Annotated in this window: 12 protein-coding genes; 1 reads left to right on the top strand and 11 read right to left on the bottom strand. The window is 56.2% G+C overall.

The annotated features are described in order from the left end of the window. Positions 1–22 precede the first annotated feature (22 nt). The 9 genes from MHH82_RS09165 to MHH82_RS09125 form a co-directional block, all read right to left on the bottom strand. A complete protein-coding gene (locus MHH82_RS09165) occupies positions 23–1,384 on the bottom strand; it encodes an NfeD family protein (RefSeq protein WP_340965334.1) in 1,362 nt (453 codons plus the stop codon). A gap of 265 nt (positions 1,385–1,649) precedes the next feature. After that, positions 1,650–2,090: a GatB/YqeY domain-containing protein gene (locus MHH82_RS09160; RefSeq protein WP_006209020.1), complete on the bottom strand. Its 441-nt coding sequence runs from the start codon at positions 2,088–2,090 to the stop codon at positions 1,650–1,652. A 16-nt stretch (positions 2,091–2,106) separates the two neighbouring features. Further along, positions 2,107–2,280: a 30S ribosomal protein S21 gene (rpsU, locus tag MHH82_RS09155; protein ID WP_005547957.1), complete on the bottom strand. Its 174-nt coding sequence runs from the start codon at positions 2,278–2,280 to the stop codon at positions 2,107–2,109. A 184-nt stretch (positions 2,281–2,464) separates the two neighbouring features. Beyond that, the gene (locus tag MHH82_RS09150; RefSeq protein ID WP_015734194.1) at positions 2,465–2,824 is read right to left on the bottom strand and encodes a histidine triad nucleotide-binding protein; all 360 of its coding nucleotides are present in this window, start codon (positions 2,822–2,824) and stop codon (positions 2,465–2,467) included. A gap of 282 nt (positions 2,825–3,106) precedes the next feature. Beyond that, positions 3,107–6,550 (bottom strand): AAA family ATPase, encoded by a 3,444-nt coding sequence (locus MHH82_RS09145; protein ID WP_340965328.1) that lies wholly within the window; start codon positions 6,548–6,550, stop codon positions 3,107–3,109. 1 nt (position 6,551) lies between these two features. Beyond that, the gene (locus MHH82_RS09140) at positions 6,552–7,736 is read right to left on the bottom strand and encodes an exonuclease SbcCD subunit D (protein WP_340965326.1); all 1,185 of its coding nucleotides are present in this window, start codon (positions 7,734–7,736) and stop codon (positions 6,552–6,554) included. Between the two features lie 54 nt (positions 7,737–7,790). Next, the gene (gene addA, locus MHH82_RS09135) at positions 7,791–11,903 is read right to left on the bottom strand and encodes a helicase-exonuclease AddAB subunit AddA (RefSeq protein ID WP_340969876.1); all 4,113 of its coding nucleotides are present in this window, start codon (positions 11,901–11,903) and stop codon (positions 7,791–7,793) included. Between the two features lie 5 nt (positions 11,904–11,908). Further along, positions 11,909–15,439 (bottom strand): helicase-exonuclease AddAB subunit AddB, encoded by a 3,531-nt coding sequence (addB, locus tag MHH82_RS09130; RefSeq protein ID WP_340965324.1) that lies wholly within the window; start codon positions 15,437–15,439, stop codon positions 11,909–11,911. A 305-nt stretch (positions 15,440–15,744) separates the two neighbouring features. Next, the gene (locus tag MHH82_RS09125; protein ID WP_036666082.1) at positions 15,745–17,118 is read right to left on the bottom strand and encodes a class I SAM-dependent rRNA methyltransferase; all 1,374 of its coding nucleotides are present in this window, start codon (positions 17,116–17,118) and stop codon (positions 15,745–15,747) included. 209 nt (positions 17,119–17,327) lie between these two features. Here MHH82_RS09125 and MHH82_RS09120 point away from each other — a divergent pair, with 209 nt between their 5' ends. Further along, the gene (locus MHH82_RS09120) at positions 17,328–18,299 is read left to right on the top strand and encodes a Na/Pi cotransporter family protein (RefSeq protein WP_015734188.1); all 972 of its coding nucleotides are present in this window, start codon (positions 17,328–17,330) and stop codon (positions 18,297–18,299) included. Here MHH82_RS09120 and MHH82_RS09115 read toward each other — a convergent pair. Both MHH82_RS09115 and mtaB read right to left on the bottom strand, forming a co-directional pair. Then, the gene (locus MHH82_RS09115) at positions 18,296–18,751 is read right to left on the bottom strand and encodes an NUDIX hydrolase (RefSeq protein WP_015734187.1); all 456 of its coding nucleotides are present in this window, start codon (positions 18,749–18,751) and stop codon (positions 18,296–18,298) included. The genes MHH82_RS09120 and MHH82_RS09115 overlap by 4 nt on opposite strands. Before the next feature lie 87 nt (positions 18,752–18,838). Next, on the bottom strand, positions 18,839–20,182 hold the full coding sequence (gene mtaB / locus MHH82_RS09110) for a tRNA (N(6)-L-threonylcarbamoyladenosine(37)-C(2))-methylthiotransferase MtaB (protein ID WP_015734186.1): 1,344 nt from the start codon (positions 20,180–20,182) through the stop codon (positions 18,839–18,841). Between the last annotated feature and the right edge of the window lie 2 nt (positions 20,183–20,184).

The following is a 20,184-nucleotide window of genomic DNA, read 5'->3' as shown; positions in this document are numbered from 1 at the left end:
CTACACAATTACGCGCAGAGGTTCACCCTTTTTCTTCCTCTACCACGATTCGGGTACCGTCCGTCTTGATGACGCGGACCGGTCTGCCGGAATCGATGAAGCCGCCAAGGGTAACCACATCAAGGCGACGTCCCTCAAGTTCCATCGTTCCAGCCGGCCTAAGCGGCGTTATCGAAGTTCCGACCAAACCGATCAGAACATCCCGGTCTTCATTCGGAATATACCCCTGTTCCTTCGATAAGCTGTCGCTGAGTATGAACTTGCGCCATACTCCCCGTTCCTTGAATACGAGGGCAACCACAATGATGGCCACCAGGGCCGATGCCGCCGCAACCCCAAGGGACAGAGCAACATGAGAGGTGCTGTAGGCCGCCATGACGACGCCGGCAATCAAACTGGCGGAACCGATGATGCCCAGTATCCCGAAGCTTGGCACAAACAGTTCCATCGCCAGCATCACGATACCGATCACAAACAGCAGCCAGGTCTCCCAACCGGCAAATCCGGCCACCTGATTGCCGAAGAAATAGAGCACGAATGCAACCACGCCAAGAATTCCCGGCACGCCAAAGCCTGGAACAATGACTTCGATAATGACACCTGCGATACCGATGAACAACAGCAGCGTCATGACCCCGGGATGCGTAAGAAATGTAGCCAGCTTCTCCGAGAAGGTCGGCTCCATCCGGAATACGTCCTGCGTGGAATAGTCCATCCAAGCGATGACTTCTTCTGTGCTGTTCGCAATCGTGTCCGCATAGCCTGTCTTCAGCGCTTCATCATGCGTCAAGGATATAATCTCGCCTGGCTGCTTCGTCAAACCGATTTCAGGCATGTCGACCTTCAGATTGATATCAGCCATGCCCATCGCGATTTCTTTGTTTCGACCACCCGCTTCGGCAGCTCCTGCCATCTTGCTCTTCCACCAGGAAACCAGCTTGGCATCTTCGATCCGATTGCCTCTGGCATCCACCATATAAGCCGCGCCGATCATGCTGCCCTCGGACATGGCAATCTTGTCTGCATTGAGTGCGATGTAACTGCCGGCCGATGCCGCATCGCCCGTAATGTAAGCCACGATCGGAATCTCGCTGCCCTTCATCAAGGTAGCAATTTCACCCGCTTGGTCGACAAGACCGCCCGGCGTATCGATTTCCAGGACGATCAGTCCTGCCGCCATCTCTTTGGCTTCCTTAAATCCGCGTTCCATAAAGCTGGTTAAGCCGCGTTCGATCGGCTGCTTCACCGGAATGACGTACACCGACCCGATGTTAGCCGCCATCGCGGATTTCATCGGTGCTGCATACATTCCGATCGATATCAGCATCATCACGACCGCTGCTGTTAATGTCAGGAATCTGCGCATCCACAACTTTCTACTCATCTTTTCCCCTCCTTTTCGACTTAATTCGGCCACCTCTACCTTCATTTCGACAAAACAGGTTCAGCGGCCTGCCTCTTGCATAAGCATATGTATCTACTTGCACCCATATGGTAGTTATTACGAATCAGAAACGATTTCGTTTCAAAAAGTATGCCCATCCATGGAAAAAACCATCGATCAAGGCGCTCGGCTTCTCCAAGCCCTGCTCCTTCACGACAAAGAAAAAACACCCCTTGAGAAAACAAGGGGTGTTTCACTTATGTTGTTACAGAAATTGTTGAACAACTTGATTGACAAGCTTTCCGTCTGCACGCCCTTTAACTTTCGGCATGAGAGCGCTCATTACTTTACCCATCTCGGCTTTTGAAGAAGCACCGGTTTCCTGGATGGTCTGCTGTACAATGACTTTAATTTCTTCTTCAGTAAGCTGTTCCGGGAGGTAGGCGCTAAGGAGCTCAATTTCTGCTTTTGCATCGGCGGCAAGATCGTCGCGTCCCGCTTTTTCAAATTCTTGGAGGGCATCTTTGCGCTGTTTGATTTCACGACTAAAAATATCAAGCACTTCGTTGTCATCCAAACTTCGTTTCAAATCTATTTCAAGATTTTTTATCGTCGAACGAACCATTCGAATCGTTGAGAGTTTGAACTTGTCCTTACTCTTCATCGCTTGCTTCATATCTTCGTTCAATCGTTCGCTAAGATTCATGCTAGTTCAGATCCTCCTAAAACTTTCTCTTACGAGCAGCCTCGGACTTTTTCTTGCGCTTTACGCTTGGCTTTTCATAATGCTTGCGTTTCTTCACTTCAGCCAATACGCCATCTTTAGCAATGGAACGCTTGAAGCGACGAAGTGCAGCATCAATTGTCTCGTTTTTGCGAACTTTAGTTTCAGACACCAGTTTTCCCTCCCTCCGACCAGACCGTCCAAGAGCATTAACACGGTTCATCAAACTTCATTATAGGGCAAACCGAAATAGGGTGTCAACCTTGGGCGTTTAATTTACGATAGTCCGTGCAATGGAAACACCCCCGCGGCGGCCATGCGCTGCGAGGCTGATATATTTCTTCCTATGCAAGAAATTATGTATGAGCCGGGGAAATGCCGGTTAATGCGCCTAAGCGGCGGCCGCCCATCAGGTGATAGTGCACGTGGAACACCGTTTGTTCCCCATCGCGACCACAGTTGTTAATTAACCGATAACCGCTCTCCGCAATGCCCAGCTTGGCCGCGGCCTCTTTAGCCGCTTTGTGCATCTCGCCAATCAGCAGCAGGTCCTCATCCCCAATATCGTTCATGGAAGCGATATGCTTCTTCGGAATGATCAAGACATGAACCGGCGCTTCCGGGTTGATGTTTTGAAATACGAGCACCTTATCATTCTCGAGTATCTTCGTGGAAGGAAGCTCACCTTCTACGATTTTACAAAAAACACAATCCATTCGCGGTTACCCCTTTCATACGTTTACATGCTTTTATCATATAAGAAATCGGGCAGTGCGTCCAATCAATGGAAGATGATCCATATAAAAAAAAAGAGAAGCACCCCTGGAACGCAGCTGTCCAGTAAGGAGGCGCTTCATCACGAGAGCAAGGGAAAAGAAAGGAATCTCTCATGATCAAGCGCCAGCCCGGTGCTTCTTCTATATGTCGGCTTATCTGTACTATAACAGCCCCTTGTTGCTGTTTCCGTGATTTAAATCACACCGCCTTATGTTTTGCGGCTACATCGATTCGATTGCAATCCGGGATCCCGCTCCCGCCTGTTCCGCCGGCTGTACCACCAGCTTGCGCGGCAGGCGTGCCCGAAGCTCGGGCACATGGCTGATGATGCCGACGGTTAGCTTATCGGTATGGAGGCGCTCAAGCGCGGTGATGACCGTCTCCAGCAGCTCCGGATCCAGCGTGCCGAATCCTTCGTCGAGGAAAAAGAATTGCAGCGGATATTGCCCGCGCAGCTGGATTTGGGCGGAGAGCGCCAAAGCCAAGGCCAATGAGGTCAGGAACGTCTCGCCGCCGGATAAAGTGGATACCGGACGCCGGACGCCGCCGTTGGCATCGTCCCGAATGACAAAACCTCCGCCGGAATCCACCTCAAGCGAGTAGCGCTGCTTGGTCAAATAGCGAAGACGCTGGGAGGCCGACTGGCTCACCTGCATCAGCTGTTCTTCCGCAATATATTCAACAAACGCGTTGCCGCGCAAGCAGGACTGCAATTTGGACAAGCGTTCGCTCTCTCGCTGGAGGTTTAGGCGCCGCTCTTCCAATTCCATGAACCGGACGTGACGCTGGTTCAAGTCTTCCAAATCCCGCTCCGCCCGGGCTCTCGCCTGCAGCGCTTCCTCGTCGGTTGCACGGGCCGCCTGAAGCTCGGCTGTGCACCGTTCCCAGTCCTCTTCTTGGAACGGGCGGGTGCCAAGCTTCAGCTCGACGTCGCGAAGCCTCAGCGTCCATTCCCGCTGCCCGTCCCGATGCGCTTTCACGAGCTGGGCACATCGTTCGCTTTCTTCCGGGGTCAAGCAGGCTTCCATGACGGCATGCTCCGTAGCGAACGGAGAGGCGGCCAGCTGGTTCTCCCAGGCAAGCTTGGCAGCCACGTGCTGCTCCTGCGCGGCTCTTTCCGCCTGTTCCGCAAGCGCCGCTTCCTTGGCTGCATGCCGAGCCGCCTCCTCTGCCTTCCTGCATTCGCTCCTGGCTTCTTCCGCGGACTCCTTCAGCAGCTTCATCCTGGACCTGCACTCGCCCAGCATTTCCTCGGCCGACCGGTCTCCGATCCAAGCCTGAAGCCGCTCTTCTTTATCCTTCAGGCCATCCGCCTTTCCTTCCCGCTGCGCATCCCATTGAATCTGCAGCTTTTCGAGCTCAAGCAGCTGCTGCTCCAAGCGGAGGACGGCCTCCTTTTTCTCTTCGATGAATGGAACGCTGCGCTCGAGCCCTTCCTTAATCGATTCGGATTCCGCATCCTTCTCCTGCATGAGCTGAAAACGGGCAGCTGCCTCTTCCAAAGGAAATTCCGGCTTGCTTTCCTGCCAGGAAGCCAAAATGTCCGCAGCTTCGGTTTCCAACCCGGCTAACTGATCCCGCATCTGGTGCTCTGCCGCTTGCCCATTCTCCAGCGCGGCGCTCTGTTTCATCAGCTCCTGCCGACATGCCAGGAGACTCTGCTGCACCTTGGAAACTTCCGCTCGGCATTGTCCGATGGCAGCAGCTTGAGCATCAGCCGCTTCTATGAGCCAGGCTGTATTCGAAGCAAGCTTTTCCGCGTCATACGGCCCTTCAGCGACAGGCATGGCGGTTACCGCGGCTTCCATCGATCCGCTCTGCCTGAAGGAAATCGCGTCAATCAATTCGCCTTCTGCGAAAGTGCCGATCTGCGAACGCGATTGACTCGCCAGCGACTCCGCTTCGTTATGCTGCCCCCGCAGGGTCAGTCTGGCTTCCTGGATTTGATGCGTGATCCGCGTCAGCCGGTCCATGCCCTCATCCAAAGTCTCTTCAGGCTGTCCTGCCGAAACGGCCGGTTGCGGATGATGCTGACTTCCGCACACGGGACAAGGCTCGCCTGCCCGGAGCTCGGCGGCCAGCGAAAGGGACAGCGCATGAAGCTGTCTGTCCCGAAGCGATCGGCTCATCACCTGGCTTACCTCGACTGCGGCGGCGGCGATCCGATCGGCAAATGCCGATGCTTCGGCTGCGTCACGCTGCAAGCTGTCAGCCTGCATGGAGAGCTGTATGTAGTCGCGCTGCAGCTCCTGCTCCTGCTTCTGCATGGTACCCAATCTGGCCTCGAGCTCCTTCAGCTTGCCCTCCTGCGATTTCAGTTCGAGCTCGGACTTGTGCTTCTGCCTTCGGACAGCCTCAAGCGCTTGAACCTTCTGCATCGCCAAATGAAGCGCCTGGCGCTCCCCTGAGCGGGTCTCCAGCCCTTTCAGCTTGCCCTGCAGCTCCTCCTGCCGCCTGCGGCCTCGTTCGAGCAGCTCCTGCTCCTTATGCAGCAGAGCGGTTACCCCTTCGCGCTCTTGGCGCGCTTTCGTTCGCTGCGCATCCAGCTTGGCCAGTTCTTCCCGTAATGCATCACGTTCCCGCTGCAATAAAACGGCCTGCTCCAGCTGCTGCTCCCGAAGCACCAGCTTCGGTTCCTCGGCCCGAAGCGCAGCTTGGGCGGCTTCATCCGCCTTCACCGCCTGCTCGGCTGCCTGCTGGGCGGACGCGGCTTGCGCCAGGAGCCCTTCGGCAGTCCGCCGCCGCTGATCCCATGCCTTGCCGGATTCGCGCCATGCCTCAAGCGCGGGGAGAACGGCGGCCGCAGCCCCTGTCAGCTCAAGGCGGCGTTCCAACCGCTGCATCTCTTCCTCATGCTGGGCAAGCTCGTCCAGCTTCCCCTGCAGCCGCCGCTTTTCCATATCCAGCTCGCGAATTTTTCCCATAGCTTCATGGGCTTCCATGGCGGCTTGGAGTTGATTGCGGGATAACGCCGCGTGTTTCTTGGCATGTTCCAGCACCGCAGTTGCTTCCGCCAAAGCTTCCTTGCCTGCACTTCCAAGACCCTGCTGTTCCGCTTCGACCGATTTCAGAGAACCCTCCGTATCCTTAACACGGCGGCTGAGCTTGATCGCAAGCTGATCCCCGTACCGTTCCAAATGGAACAACCGCTGCAGCATCTGCCGGCGTTCGCTCCCCTTCAGGGAAAGGAATTCGGCGAACTTTCCCTGCGGAAGCACGACCGCACGGGTAAAATCGTCCATTTTGAGCCCGATTTTCTCTTCGACGCAGCGGGTGACCTCGGCCAATTTATCCGCCACCACCTGATCCCCTTCGGGGGTAACGCGAATGAAACGGCTCACCGTATTGCTGATGGAAAGCTCGTTAACCCGTTTGAACCTGCGCTCTACCCGGTATCGCTCCAGCCCGGCTGCGGAAGACAACTCAAACGTAAAGGAGACGGACAGACCGTCCTCCGAGTGGTTCATGATGCCCTGGGTTCCGTTAACCGCGCGCTCCACTTTTCCGTACATGGCTAAGGTAATCGCATCCAGCAGCGTGGATTTCCCGCTGCCCGTCGGTCCGAAAATACCGAAGAGCCCGGTTTCGCACAACGTTTCGAAATCAATCTCCTGCGTGCTTCGGTAGCTCTGCAGTCCGGATAACTTCAACAAAATCGGCTTCATTCTAAGACTTCACCTCCGTGCCGTCAGACTCAGACTCCTCTTCCTCAACCAGCTCCAGAAACAAATCGACCAGGTGATCCTCAGGCTCAGCTCCCCCGGTTTGCCGTTGGTAGAACTTTCGGAACAGGTCCGGCAGCGGCAGCCTTGAGCGCTCGCTCTCCAGCTCCAACGCTTCCATCTCCGGGTATACCGGACGAATGTGGACGATGCCGTCCCTGCTCTTGCGCAGCCGCTGAATATCGGCAAGCCCCATGGCCTCCGTTAAGGATACCTCCAGATCAATGAAGGCCTCGGGATCGCGCCCCTCATCCAGCCAGCGGTAGACTTCATCCAAGCCGCCTTTGGCCTTCCATCGGACAAGCGGGCGGCCGCTGCTGAGAAACAGCTCCTCAATCACGGGAGCTCCTCCCGGCGATACGTCAACCATGGTCACCGATTTCGCCTGTCCCGCTTCCGAGAAGCTGTAGGCCAGCGGGGATCCGCTGTAGCGGATCATCCCCTCCCCTTTCACAGCCTGGGAACGATGCAGGTGACCCAGCGCCGTATAGGCAGCGCCGACAGCGAGTGCCGACGGATCAACCGTGTACGCTCCCCCGACTTGAATCGGACGCTCGGAATCGCTCTCGACGCCGCCAAGGACATAGATATGGCTCATCGCCAGATTGACCGTCTGCGGAGAAAATTCCCTTGCCATCATCCTCATCAGTTTTCCGACTCTCTCGCTGTAGGCGCGGCGAAGCTGATCCTCATCCCCGTCGACCGATAACAGTTCGTTGAGCCTGGCCTCTGACGGGTAGGGCAGAGCTGCGATCTTGGCCGTTTCTCCGGTACGGGCTGTGGCAACCGTTACCGCATCGGCGATAGGTGTCCCTATCAGCGTGATGCCTCTGGCTGCAACAAGCGGCGTAACCGATGCAACCCGTTCCGGCTGATCATGGTTGCCTGCAATGACCACCATGGGGCGGCCTCCCTCCGTAAGTCTGGCGGCCGCTTCGTAAAACAACTGCTCGGCTGACGCAGGCGGATTGACGGAATCATAAACATCCCCCGCCATAAGGATCAGGTCCGCCTGCTGATCGTCCGCCAGCTTAACCAGTTCATCCAGAAAGCGCTCCTGCTCGGCAAGCCGGCTTCGGCCTTCGAGCGTGCGCCCCAGATGCCAGTCCCCGGTATGCAAAATACGCATCGATAATCTCCTCTCCCGCTTCAAACGTCTAACAAAACATAACTTACCGAAAGGTTATACCTGTACGGCATGTCCCCCATCAAAAAAGTACAGCCATTTCTCATGCACAGGTTCGCCTAAAATATCCTCCAAAGCCTTTGCATACAGGTCCAGCTGAAAACGATACTGGTCAGCCAAGGCCGTCAGGCCGCCGCGATGCTCCAGCACCCGGTCGGTCTTATAATCAAGCAGCACAAGGCGGCCGTTATGCCTGAACATGCAGTCCACAACCCCTTGAATCAGCACCGTTTCGTCCCGCAGCAGCTCCATCTCAGGCAATCCTTGGGCCGAATGTTCCGAAATCGGGTCCAGAAAAGCCAGCCCCTGATAAGCTTCTGCCGCTGGGAGCGCATAGGAAAACGGCATCTCGCGCCAGACATCCTCTGCTGACAGCACCCGCTTTCCAAGGTCGCAATCAAAAAGGCTGCTGATCTCGGCTGCTTCCACCGCGGAAGCCTGCTCACCGGTGATGATCTCCTTTTCCACCAGGTAACGGATGGTTTCTTCGATCTCCGCTGTCGGTTCTGCAGCGTCTTCCAGCCGTTGAAGCGGCAGATGCTGCATGATGGTATGATAGACGGTTCCCCGCTCGGCGGGCGTCAGCTTCGTGGACTCCATAAATTTCGGCCGCCGCAGGCTCAGCGTGAAGGAGGTGCTTGCGTCGATACTTTCCCTGCTCTGGCGTTTCACGGCCCGTTCCTCCAATAAATCCAAGGAGGGGCTGTCCTGCAGGGCAAGCAGCTTTTTCATCTCCGTTACGGACGTTTTGGCCGATATTTGACTGACCGCTTCATAACGATAACTCCACGACAACCGCTGATCGATGGAAGCCCGCTGAACATCCGTCCCCTCCTCTTCCGCTTCGGCAATCGCAGATTCCGGAACAGGCTCGAGGCTGCGCAGGGCATTCAGCTTCATCATTCGATTTTCGCTGTCCGCCTGAACGTCATCGCTCATGCCGGTCATGCCCTGTGCCAGGGATTCCGGCGTTTCAATCGAGAATATCCATTGCGATCGGTCTGCCGCTAACGCGCGCGAGCTCGTCTCTTCCGGCAATCCCGCCTGTCCGCGGAGCGGACCCGCAGACGGATGCCGTATCACGGCCGGACCGATCCAATCCAGGTAGCTCCGTCCCCGGGCAAGGACGTAATCCGGCAGAAGCAACTCCGGGTTAAAATCGGCCTGTGCCCAAGCGGACACCTTTTTCGGCAAATCCTTCACCGTGCCGACCAGGATCATCTTCTCTTTCGGCCTTGTAAGCGCAACGTAGAGCACCCGCATCTCCTCGGCCAGCAGCTCCAGCTGCGATCTGCGCCGAATCGCCAGGTTTGGCAGCGTCGGGTAGCTTACGCGCATGCCTTCATCCACGAACTTCGGTCCGAAGCCAAGCTCCTTATGCATCAGGAAGGGGGCGTTCAAATCCTGTTGGTTGAAATTTTTGGACAATCCCGCCACGAACACGACCGGAAACTCCAGGCCCTTGCTCTTGTGAATGGTCATCAGGCGCACCGCGTTGCCCTGGCTTTCCGTGCCTCCGGCCGTGCCAAGATCCCCGCCGCGCTCGCGGAGACGCGAGATAAAGGTCAGAAAACGGAAGAGCCCTCTGGAGGCTGTGTCCTGTTCATACTGCACGGCCCGGTCATATAGGGCGGTCAGATTGCCCTGACGCTGCCTGCCGCCGGGCAAGCCGCCAACCCAATCCAAATATCCGGTTTCGCTGTAAATCCCCCAGATCAGATCGCTCAGGCTTCCCTGACGCGCTTCCTGCCGCCAGCGCTGCAGCCGATCCATAAACAATCCAAGTTTGGCGCCAAGCTCCGCCGATATTTCGATAGCATGGCCCTCCGCCGTTAGCGGGGCATCCGAAAGATGGCTGCCTGCTACGAGCTCATGACCGGCGGCGGCTTCGGCCAGGCCTTCCAGTCCTGCGCCCGGCGTCCATTTTCCGTCGACGAAGCCCATAGGGCGTGCCGGATCCATGACCGGCGGCGCGACGCTTAACGAGACCGCTGCCTTCAGCGCATCGTAATAAGTCCCTTTCGCGCACAGGCGAACCTGTGCCATCTCTTCCTCGGATAATCCAAGAATGGGCGAGCGCAATACCGAAGCCAAAGGAATGTCCTGCCGCGGATTATCGATCACCTGCAGCAGCGATAAGATGATTTCCACTTCCGTAGCCTGAAAGTATCCCTTGTTCTGCTCGCCGAATGCCGGTATTCCCTCCAGCCTTAACTCCTCAATAATTAACGGTGCCCAAACCATGGCGGAGCGCAGCAAAATGACCATGTCTCCGTACCCGGCGGGCCGCATCGTTTTCAACCCTTTATCGTAAACCATGAGCGGCTTTCCGCTTTCGCCTGTCATTTCGCGGATTTTGCGGGCGATGGCGCGGGCTTCCAGCTGGGCGGTTTCCATTTCGAGCGCCTCAGCTTCAAGCTGAACCCCGTCCTCTTCGGAAGCCGATTCATCGGACTGCTCCTCCGGACCTTTTCCGGCACGGTCGATCAGCAGCATTTCGGGCATGTAGGGATTCGCGCCTCCGTTCGTTTCCTGTTCCGGAAAAGAAGCTCCGCATACAAGCTCGGCCCGTTCATCATAGGCAATCTCGGCTACCGATTCGTTCATGATCTGCCGGAACAGCAAATTGACGGCGTCCACCACTTCCATCCGGCTGCGAAAATTACGGGCCAGATCAATTCGGATGCCTGTTTGGGACGTGCCTGTCCCGGAAGAAAACGTCTTGTACTTATCGAGAAACAGTCCCGGTTCCGCCAGACGGAACCGATAAATACTCTGCTTCACGTCGCCGACCATAAACCGGTTGCCCGGCATCTCCCGGGAAATCAATCGTACGATGTCTTCCTGCACGCTGTTCGTATCTTGATATTCATCCAGCAGCACTTCATCAAACTGCTCGCGGTAATCCATCGCCGCATCGGAAGGCATCATATGTCCCGGCACGGAATCGGGATGGCGAAGTATATGGAGGCAGTAATGCTCAAGGTCGTTAAAGTCGACCATGCCTTTGGCCGCCTTGGCCTCCCTGTAACGCTCGCCAAACGCGATCACCGTCTCGGCCAGCTCCATCATCAGCGGCGCTGCCGTATGAAGCTCCCGCAAAAACTCCGATGCCGGACGGCCGAACAATGCATTTTTCAGCTCATTTACGATTTTCTTCACGTTGTCGCGCAGTTCCTTGACCTGCTCCTGCAGCTCCGGCAGCACCTCATCCTTCCGAACGGATTTGAGCTTGCCGAAAGACGCCTCGCGGAAAATGCCGTACAACGATTCCCACGGCGAAGTATCGATGGCCTCCAGCAGGGAAGCCACCAGTCGCAAGTCCTCATCGAGATTGTCCGCATACGGTGTTGGCCCTCCCGGCTGCAGGGCAATGGCCTTGGCTTGCTGCAGCAGCCCTGCCGCTCCGTTCAAAGCCAGGCGTGCATCAGCCAAGATGCTCTGGACCCATGGCGTGTTACCGAGAGCTTCCGTATCGGCCACCTGAAAGCCGGCGGCTGTCTCCCTAAGCCAGTGTGACGGCCATGAATGGCTGCGGGAGAAATCGTATAGACGCTGCACGAGACGGTACAGCGCATCGTCCGTTCGCTCGCCGCTGAACCAGTCCGCCAAGCGCAGAAACCGGCTTTCCGGGTCCCCCTCCGCCTCACCGTATTTCTCTTCGAACAGCTCCTCCAGCATATCCTGCCGCATTAAATCCGCCTCATGTTCGTTCAGGATGCGGAATCCCGGATCCAGCGGTATTAACTGATAATATCGCCGAATGACTTCCATGCAGAAGGAGTGCAGCGTTGTAATCGACGCTCTGCCAAGCAAAGCGAGCTGACGCCGGATATGCTCATTGTCCGGATCCCGGTCCAGCTCACGGTCCAGCGCTTCCCGGATCCGTCCCCGCATTTCGGCAGCGGCGGCTTTCGTAAAGGTAGCCACAAGCAGCCGATCTACGCTGAACCCGGCGGCATCGTCCAGGATTTTGCGAATGATCCGTTCAACCAGCACGGCGGTTTTCCCTGAACCTGCCGCAGCTGCAACCAGCATATCGTCGCCCGACAGCGCAATGGCTTTCCACTGGTCGTCGCTCCACATGCTTCCCTCGGGTTTTGCTATCATCTCTCTCACCGGCTCTCTCCTCCCTTCGGATGTCCAAGCATATCCCACACCTGATCTTTGCCCGGTTTGCCCAGCAGCTGGTATTCGCTGCCCTCAATCGCGTCGTCGAACTGACATACGGGCCGGAAAGAACAGAACGTGCAGGCGGTCTCCTGCTGTATCCGATACGGTTTAATCGCGACATCGCCGCCTGTGATGCGGGAGCCGATGTTCAGCATGTTCTCCCGCACGGCGGACAACAGGGTCTCCCACTGGTCAGGCGTTGCCACGGCCGCGCTGCTGTAGAAGCTGCCGTCCGTTTTGACGGCGACGGGCAGGATGGCAGAGTGCCCTTTTTCAAGGAACGAATCCATGAGGGACACCGCTTCGCGGTCTGCCAGGAGCAGACCTTTCATTTTGTAGCGCTTGAGCAGCTCCTCTGCCGCCTGCTCCGGCGTCATGCCGTTGGCGGACTGCAATACCGGATCATGCACGTGGAAGTACAAGGTTCCCGCAGGCAGGGCCTGCTCGCCGAGCCATTCCTCCGCAAACGTCAGCAGCACGTCCAGATAGGTCAGCATCTGCAGGGATAAGCCGTAATAGACCTCATGCAGCCGCAGATCCTTCTGGCTCGATTTATAATCAATGACCCGAAGCATGATGCCATGCTCGCCTCGGGCCATGTCGACCCGGTCTATGCGCCCGACAATCTCCATCTTGGTCCCGTTCGGCAATTCAAACGCCAGGGGAGGCAGCGGCTTTCCGGGACCGAAATCAAGCTCAAGGCCGATCGGCTCGAATTTGCCGCGCCTCGACTGCTCTCCCAATATGACCGACGCTCGGCCCACGATGTTTTTAAGCTTTCGCGAAATATAGCCGTACCGCTTGGAGCTGAGCAGGATTTCACCCTGCAGCATCGGTGCGAGCCGATCCACGGTCGCTTCCGCTTCGCGCAGGCATTCCTCAGCGGTCAGGTCTCCCCAGCTTCGATGCTGCGATTGGAACTTGACGGCCATGCTGCTCAAGGCAGCATGGAACAGCTGTCCGATGTCGGGAGCCTGAAGCCTGTACAGCTGCCGCTCTCTCAGCTTCAACCCATGGGAGGCAAAATGGGAGAACGGGCAGGCAACAAAGCGCTCCATCCGGGATACGCTTGTCCGCAGCTTCGTTCCGTACAACTGTCTGCTGGTTTCCAGCTTGAGAGGCCGGGCTTCATTCCGGTAAGACAAGGAGGAGAGCATGGTCGTGAGGCGGGGCCGCAAACCCGGCTGCTCCGCATACCAGTTGTAAACATGCCACCACAAATCCGGGATCTCCTCCCCATTCCTCCAGTCGCGAAGCCGGCCCGCTAAATAAGCAAGCGTCTTGTCCGGACGGACCGCATAACCCTCCTGCTCAAGGGCCGATTGCCCGGCATGCGGTCTTGGAAACAAAGGCTCCTCTTCCAGCTGGAACATCAGCTTCAGATGCCGCACCACCTCGGATGGCAGTAACGGCTTGCCTTCATCATCCGCTGCAGGGTAGCTGACCCACAGCTGTTTGCTGGCCGAAGTCAGCGCATTATAGATCAGAAACCGTTCATCCAGCAGTCTTCGGGATATGCTCGGGGCAAGCTCCAGCCCGCGGTCTTCAAGATGAACCCGTTCCGGCTCCGTCAGGATGCCGTCATCCTGGAACTGGGCCGGGAGCACGCCGTCGTTAATGCCGAGAAGGAAAGCATATTTCACCCCGCCCGTCCGCGTCCGGTCCATGCTGCCGATGAGCACCTGGTCCAGAGACGGAGGCACAAGAGCCATTTTCATTTCCGTAAGTCCCGTACCCAGCACGCCGGTAAACAATTCGGTGCTTAGCTTCTCCGCGCCCATCATCTCGACGATTTGGTCGAGCAGGCCGAGCACGGCTCCCCATACCTGGCGATGTTCCCGGGCTTCCTCAGGACGCCCGGCATCCAGTGCAGCCCGGCTTAACAGCTCCAGCTTCTCGGGCACAGCGCACTCCTCCAGCAGCCGATAGACCGCGGTGCTCTGATCCATCGCGCTCGCAGCCTTTTTCATCCGCTTCTCGAACGTATGCAGCGGTTCCGTTATCACCTTCCTGGCGTACTCGATCGCCGCCATGCCGTCCTGATTGCGGATCTCGCTTTCCCCCTCTTCTAAAGAAAGGCTTGGAACTCCCTTCCAGGGACGGCCGTCCGTCCAGCGCGTGCCCTGGATTCCGGAAGCCAGCACATGGTTCTCCAGACGGTCCATGTCCTCACGGGTAAGCGAACCGTCCAGCGGCAGCAGCAGATCCGTCTTCACGCAGCGGAATACGTCTTCATAACGCCACCGGCGTCCGATGACATCAAGCGCTGAGCGAATGAACTCGACCAGCGGATGGTGAAGCTCGCTCCGCTTCTGATCGAGAAAATAAGGAACGCCGTATTCCCTGAACAAAGGACCCATCAGATGCTCATAGTCCCCCATATTCCGGACAAAAACAGCCATTTCGCGGTATCTTGCCCCTTCCTCCTGTGCCAGCCGCAGCATTTCGCGCAGAGCTCCCTCGATTTCGGCCCGGCGATGGCTGGCAGCGTGTAAAAGCAGACCTTTCCTCCCGCGGTTTGGACTGCTCGCTGTGTCCGGGCCTTCATCCGGTTCCGCCCAGCGCTTCTTCCGATCATAACCGCGCTCGAGATGGGCAAGCATGGGAGATTCCTGAAACCGCGGCAGAACATCGGGATGAAGAATGCGGTGCTCCGCCTCCAGCCCGATCTCATCGATAATCCCTTTGAGCTTTATGTACGTCACCGCAGTAGGATGAAAGAGATCCAGCTCATGCGGAACCGTCCCGTTCCTGTAAGGCTTGTCCAGCGTCAGCGCGATCGTCACTCGCTTGGCATGCACGATGATCTCCTGCAGCACCCGGTACTCCTGCGGCGTAAAGCCGTGGAAGCCGTCGATCCAGATGTCGGCACGCTTGATATATTCCGATTCGGTCACACCCTCAGCCAATGAGGCCAGCGTGTCTTCCTCATCCATGTAAAACCGTGAAATTTCAACCTCGAAATCGCGAAAGACCGTTACGATGTCCTCCAGCTTCCGCCGCAGCATCGGTGAATTCCCGGAGCCGGATACCATCTGTCCCAGCTGCTCCTCCACGCATGAGGCGTCAATGCAATAGCGCTTCATTTCCGTGTACAGCTCGCTCAGCTTGCCGACAAAGCCATGCTGCTCTCCCGAGGCGCCGAACATGTGGAGCTCTTCCTTGCGCCTCCGCAGAATTTTATACAGCAGCATCCGCTTGCCTTCCTCGCTGATCGCCACTTTCGCGGCTCCGCCGGTTTCCTGCATGACGCGGTAAGCCAGACGGCGGAAGCTAAGCACCTGCGCGCGCATCATGCCGCGAATGCCTCCCGCATTGACGAGCGCGTGCTCCGCTTCATAGGAGCCTTGCTCCGGAACGATCAAGATCATCGGATCCCCCTTGGGATTATGCTCCAACCGTTCGATCATCTCTTGGCGGATCGACGTGCTCTTGCCGCTGCCCGACCTGCCGATAACAAATTGAACGCTCATGCTATGCCTCCTTTACATCTTGCCGAAAGAGACTCATTCACCTTCAAAACCAGCTGCTGACCCGGTGAAATCATGCCCTTTGAATCTAGTAGTTCAAGATCAAAAATGTATGTCAAATCTTGCGTGATGGTTCGGCTCTATCAAAAAAGATGCTGATTACTAGTATAACATAAGTCCTGATTGGTGGAACATACGTTTGGATTTCATTCCCATTCCCAACGATTTCGGACATATGAAAAAGGACCCTGCCATCGTGGTTATCCACCATTGCAAGATCCTCTATATGAACCGCCAAGCTGGGGTGTTTACAGTTTTGATTTGCTGCGCACTTCAAAGACGGCGAATTTCAAATAATGTCCCTCGTCGACCCCAAGAATTTGCGGATGGTCCTTGCCGGCCGCACGCCATTCCACCAATCTCAGAATTTTGCCGGCATCCTTCGCCGCATCCTGGATCGTCTCCAGGAACAAATCCGGCCGCATATGGTACGAGCAGCTTGCCGTAACCAGATATCCGCCCTCGTTGACCAGCTTCATGCCGTGGAGGTTGATATCCTTGTACCCGCGGCAAGCCCCCTTGACGGCCGACCTGGTTTTGGCAAACGCCGGCGGGTCCAGAATGACCACGTCCCAGGATCGCCCTCCGCCCGCGGTCAACGGTTTCGAGGTATCCACTTTCTGGTCCCCTTGGGCACGTAGCTCGCGCTCTTCCAAACCCTTTACCTGGCTGCGCAAATATTGGAAGGCGTCATCCACCACAAATTCCACGCGATCCTGGAATCCGTTCAATTCCACGTTCTCTTTGGCACTTTCGATGGCATGCTCCGATATGTCGAGGCAGGTGACTTTCTTGGCGCCGTATTTGCATGCATGCAGCGTGAAGCTGCCCGTATGCGAAAAGCATTCCAGCACCGTTGCGCCGTCCCAATACGGGAACGTAACTTCTTTTCCGCTTTTGTTTACCGGCAGGGTCTTCGTCTCACCGTCCCGCTCCACGGCCTGAAGCGTAATCCCGCTGCGGCTTCCCCAACCGGTCATTAACGGTTTGATGGATGCCCGGTTCTCCCGCTGATCAAAGAAATATCCGGTCTTCTGACCCTCTTCGATATCCACTTTGATCTTCAAGCCGTTCTCCGTCACGACGACGTGGCGGGGACACTCCCCGTAAAGAGTTCCCTTGCGCTGTTCCAGCCCTTCCAGTTCCCGGATGGAAACGTCGCTGCGCTCGTAAATTCCTTTCGGCTGTACCACTTCGACAAGCGCCTCCACGATGTCCGCACGGCATCGATCCATGCCCAGCGTCAGTAGCTGCACGACCAGCACGTCGGCAAAACGGTCCACGATCAGTCCCGGCAGAAAATCAGCCTCGCCATATACCAGCCGGTAAGCATTCTCGTCTCCGATAAACCGCTCCCGGTGTTTCAGGCATTCCTCAAATCTGGCTGCGAAAAAAGCCTTGTCCATCGCTTCGACCGGTTCATACGAAACGGTGCGCACGGTGATTTGTGATTGCGGATTGTAATACCCGGAGGCAAGAAAACGGCCTTGATGATTGAACACCGATACGATATCGCCCGGCTCGGGCTCGCCCTCGACAGAAGCAATCTCGCTTTTATACACCCAAGGGTGCCCCTGCTCCAGTCTCTTTTTTCGACTGCGCTCCAAAATAACCGATGGCACTGTATTTCACTCCTTAAAATTATCCCCTGGTTTATTGCAATAGGTATGCATGTCCGCCAAGGGTCATATACGTAATTAAGAAAAACGTCGACCGACGTGCTTTCACAGTTACCCGACCGAGTGAAGAGATCGTTTTCTTGCGATGACCGATGACTTTCGGCTTTGCTGGAAACTCCGCTCCCACCTTATTTTACAAAAAGGAGAACATCATGCTATCCACGCTCTGGTTTCCCGTCTGTTATGGTCTTGTCCTGTTTCTGTTCGGCATGAAGGTCATGGAGGTCGCCCTCCAGCGCTGGGCCGGACCGCTCTTGCATAAGTGGCTCCACAAAGCGACATCCACGCCCCTGAAAGGCATGGTTGCCAGCACGGCGGTTACGGCCCTGCTGCAGAGCAGCACCGCCGTAACCGTGCTGGCGATAGGCTTTGCCAATGCCGGATTGTTAAGCCTGTCCGGTACCTTGGGCGTTATTCTCGGCACGAACATCGGCACGACGGTAACGACCGAACTCATCAGCCTGCAGATCGGACAAGCCGCCATGCCACTGCTTGTCCTCTCGCTGATGCTGTGGGTCGGGGCCGTTCTTGTCAGCGAACGCGTACCTGCGAGTCACGACAAGTTAAAAAACCAGTTGATCCGCAGCCAATTTTTATGCCTCGCTGTCGCCGGATTTTCACTGGTGCTGCTCGCGATACAAATCATGCAATCCATTGGGCCGACCCTTCAAAGCCTCGGGTTGTTCCAATGGTTCCTTGACCACGCCTCGCAAAGCGTCCTCTGGGGCATTGCAGCCGGTGCGATCCTGACGGCTTTGATGCACAGCAGCGCCGCGGTCATCGCCATGGCTATGGGGCTCGCCGCCAGCGGAGCGCTGCCTCCCGAGATCGGCGTCGCGATCGTGCTGGGCTCCAATGTCGGCACCTGCGTGACGGCGCTCATCGCAGCGATTGGCAGCAGCCGCGCCGGACGATTCGTGGCTTGGTCCCATTTGGGGCTTAATATCGGCGGAGTCCTGCTCTTTATTCCGTTCACAGCGGGATTAACCGCCGTATCCGGATGGTTAGCCGCAGATCCGGCCGGGCAAATCGCCCATGCGCAAACCCTGTTTAACATCGCATGCTCGCTGATCGCGCTTCCTCTTTGCTATCTGCCTTTCTGGAACAAGCGGTTGCCGTCCTAAAATTTCATATCTTCATCCGCCGGAATAGCGACTTCAAGCAGCATCAGCGCTTTACGCAGGATGATATCGTTGTTATTGTACCCGTTGCTCCGCTGCTTCCTCCATGCGGCAAGAGGCTCGAACCAGTCCACCCCGTTGATTTCCTCGATTTGGGGTTTTAGGATGCCTCCTTCCGCCTTAACGAGGTAGTAGTGAACTTCCTTGTCGACCTGGCCGAATTCGGGATGATGGTATTTATATGCAATAATGTCCACTGGAGAAGTGATGGATCCGACTATACCTGTCTCCTCGCGTATTTCTCGGAGAGCCGTCTGCTCGACGGTTTCACCGGCTTCCATCTTGCCTTTGGGAAGCGAGGTTTTTCCATAACGGTCCAAGATGAGTTGGATCTGAAGCGCCCCTTCATAATAACGGTATACAACGCCGCCCGCGGAAATTTGTGTATATGCCATGTCCTGTTCCTCCTTCATGTACAACAAGGACTCCACTTCCGGTAGCCAGGAAATGAAATCCTTGTCTGGTATGGCCGCTATGGAATATTACTGGGCAGCTGCCTTTAATCCATGATCCATGACGCTGAGGAGTTCGCCCTCGCATTCATTTACACCGGCTTTGGTTACTTTTACGCGGCACAGCTTGCCTTCGAGATCAGGCGATCCGTTGAATACAAGCTGCAGGTAGTTGTCGCTGTAACCCTGCATTTTACCGCCTTTGGGAGCACCCTTGTATTCGCGCTCCGGTATCACGTTCAGAATCTGGCCCACGAAACGCTCGGCATAAGCCAGCTGAAGCTGCTCCGACAAGTCGATCAGATCGTGCACACGCGCATTCTTCACTTCCTCGTCCACCTGATCCTCCATTCGTGCCGCCGGCGTGCCGGTACGCTTCGAATACGGGAATACATGCATTTCCGAAAATTGAATCGCCTTCATCAGGTCATATCCGTTCCGGAACATCTCATCCGTTTCGCCAGGGAAGCCGACGATGACGTCCGTCGTAATGCCCACATCCGGCATCGCTTGACGAATCAGGCCCATCTTGTTATAGAATTCTTCGGTCGTATATTTACGGCGCATCCGTTTCAGTACCGTATCATCCCCCGCTTGGAGCGGAATGTGAAGATGGCGGCACATTTTACTGGAGCGGTTCAGCACGTCCAGCATCTTCTCATCGATCTGGCTTGCTTCAATGGAGCTGATGCGGATCCGTTCCAAACCGTCAACCCGATCAAGGTCCCACAGCAAATCGGACAATCTGTAATCCTCGAGATCATCCCCATATCCGCCGGTGTGGATACCGGTCAGCACGATTTCCTTATAACCCGCTCCGACCAGCTGATGCGCCTGCTTGATGATGCTCTTCGGATCACGGCTTCGCGACAAACCGCGGGACCAAGGGATGATGCAGAACGTGCAGAAGTTGTTGCATCCGTCCTGAATTTTCAGAAATGCGCGAGTACGTTCCGCGAAATCCGGTACGTCCATTTCCTCGAATACCCGGGTCTTCATGATATTACGCACGGCGTTAATCGGCTGGCGCGTCTTTTCGATGTCATGAATGAAATCCATGATTTTCTCGCGATCCTGGTTCCCGATGACGAGATCCACGCCCGGGATATCCAGAATTTCGGCCGGCGAGGTTTGGGCATAACAGCCCGTTACGGCCACGATCGCCTCGGGATTTCGGCGAACCGCGCGCCGGATCATCTGGCGGCTCTTCTTATCCCCTGTGTTGGTAACGTGGCAGGTGTTAATCAAATAAACATCTGCGGTTTGTTCGAAGTCCACCTGGTCGTAGCCTTCATTCTTGAAGTATTGCCAGATGGCCTCGGTATCGTAAAAATTGACTTTGCAACCCAACGTATAAAACGCTACGGATGGCATGT

It is taken from the genome of Bacillus sp. FSL K6-6540 (assembly GCF_038007545.1).
Note: the sequence above shows the minus strand (reverse complement) of the source record. Positions and strands in the feature narration are given on the sequence as shown.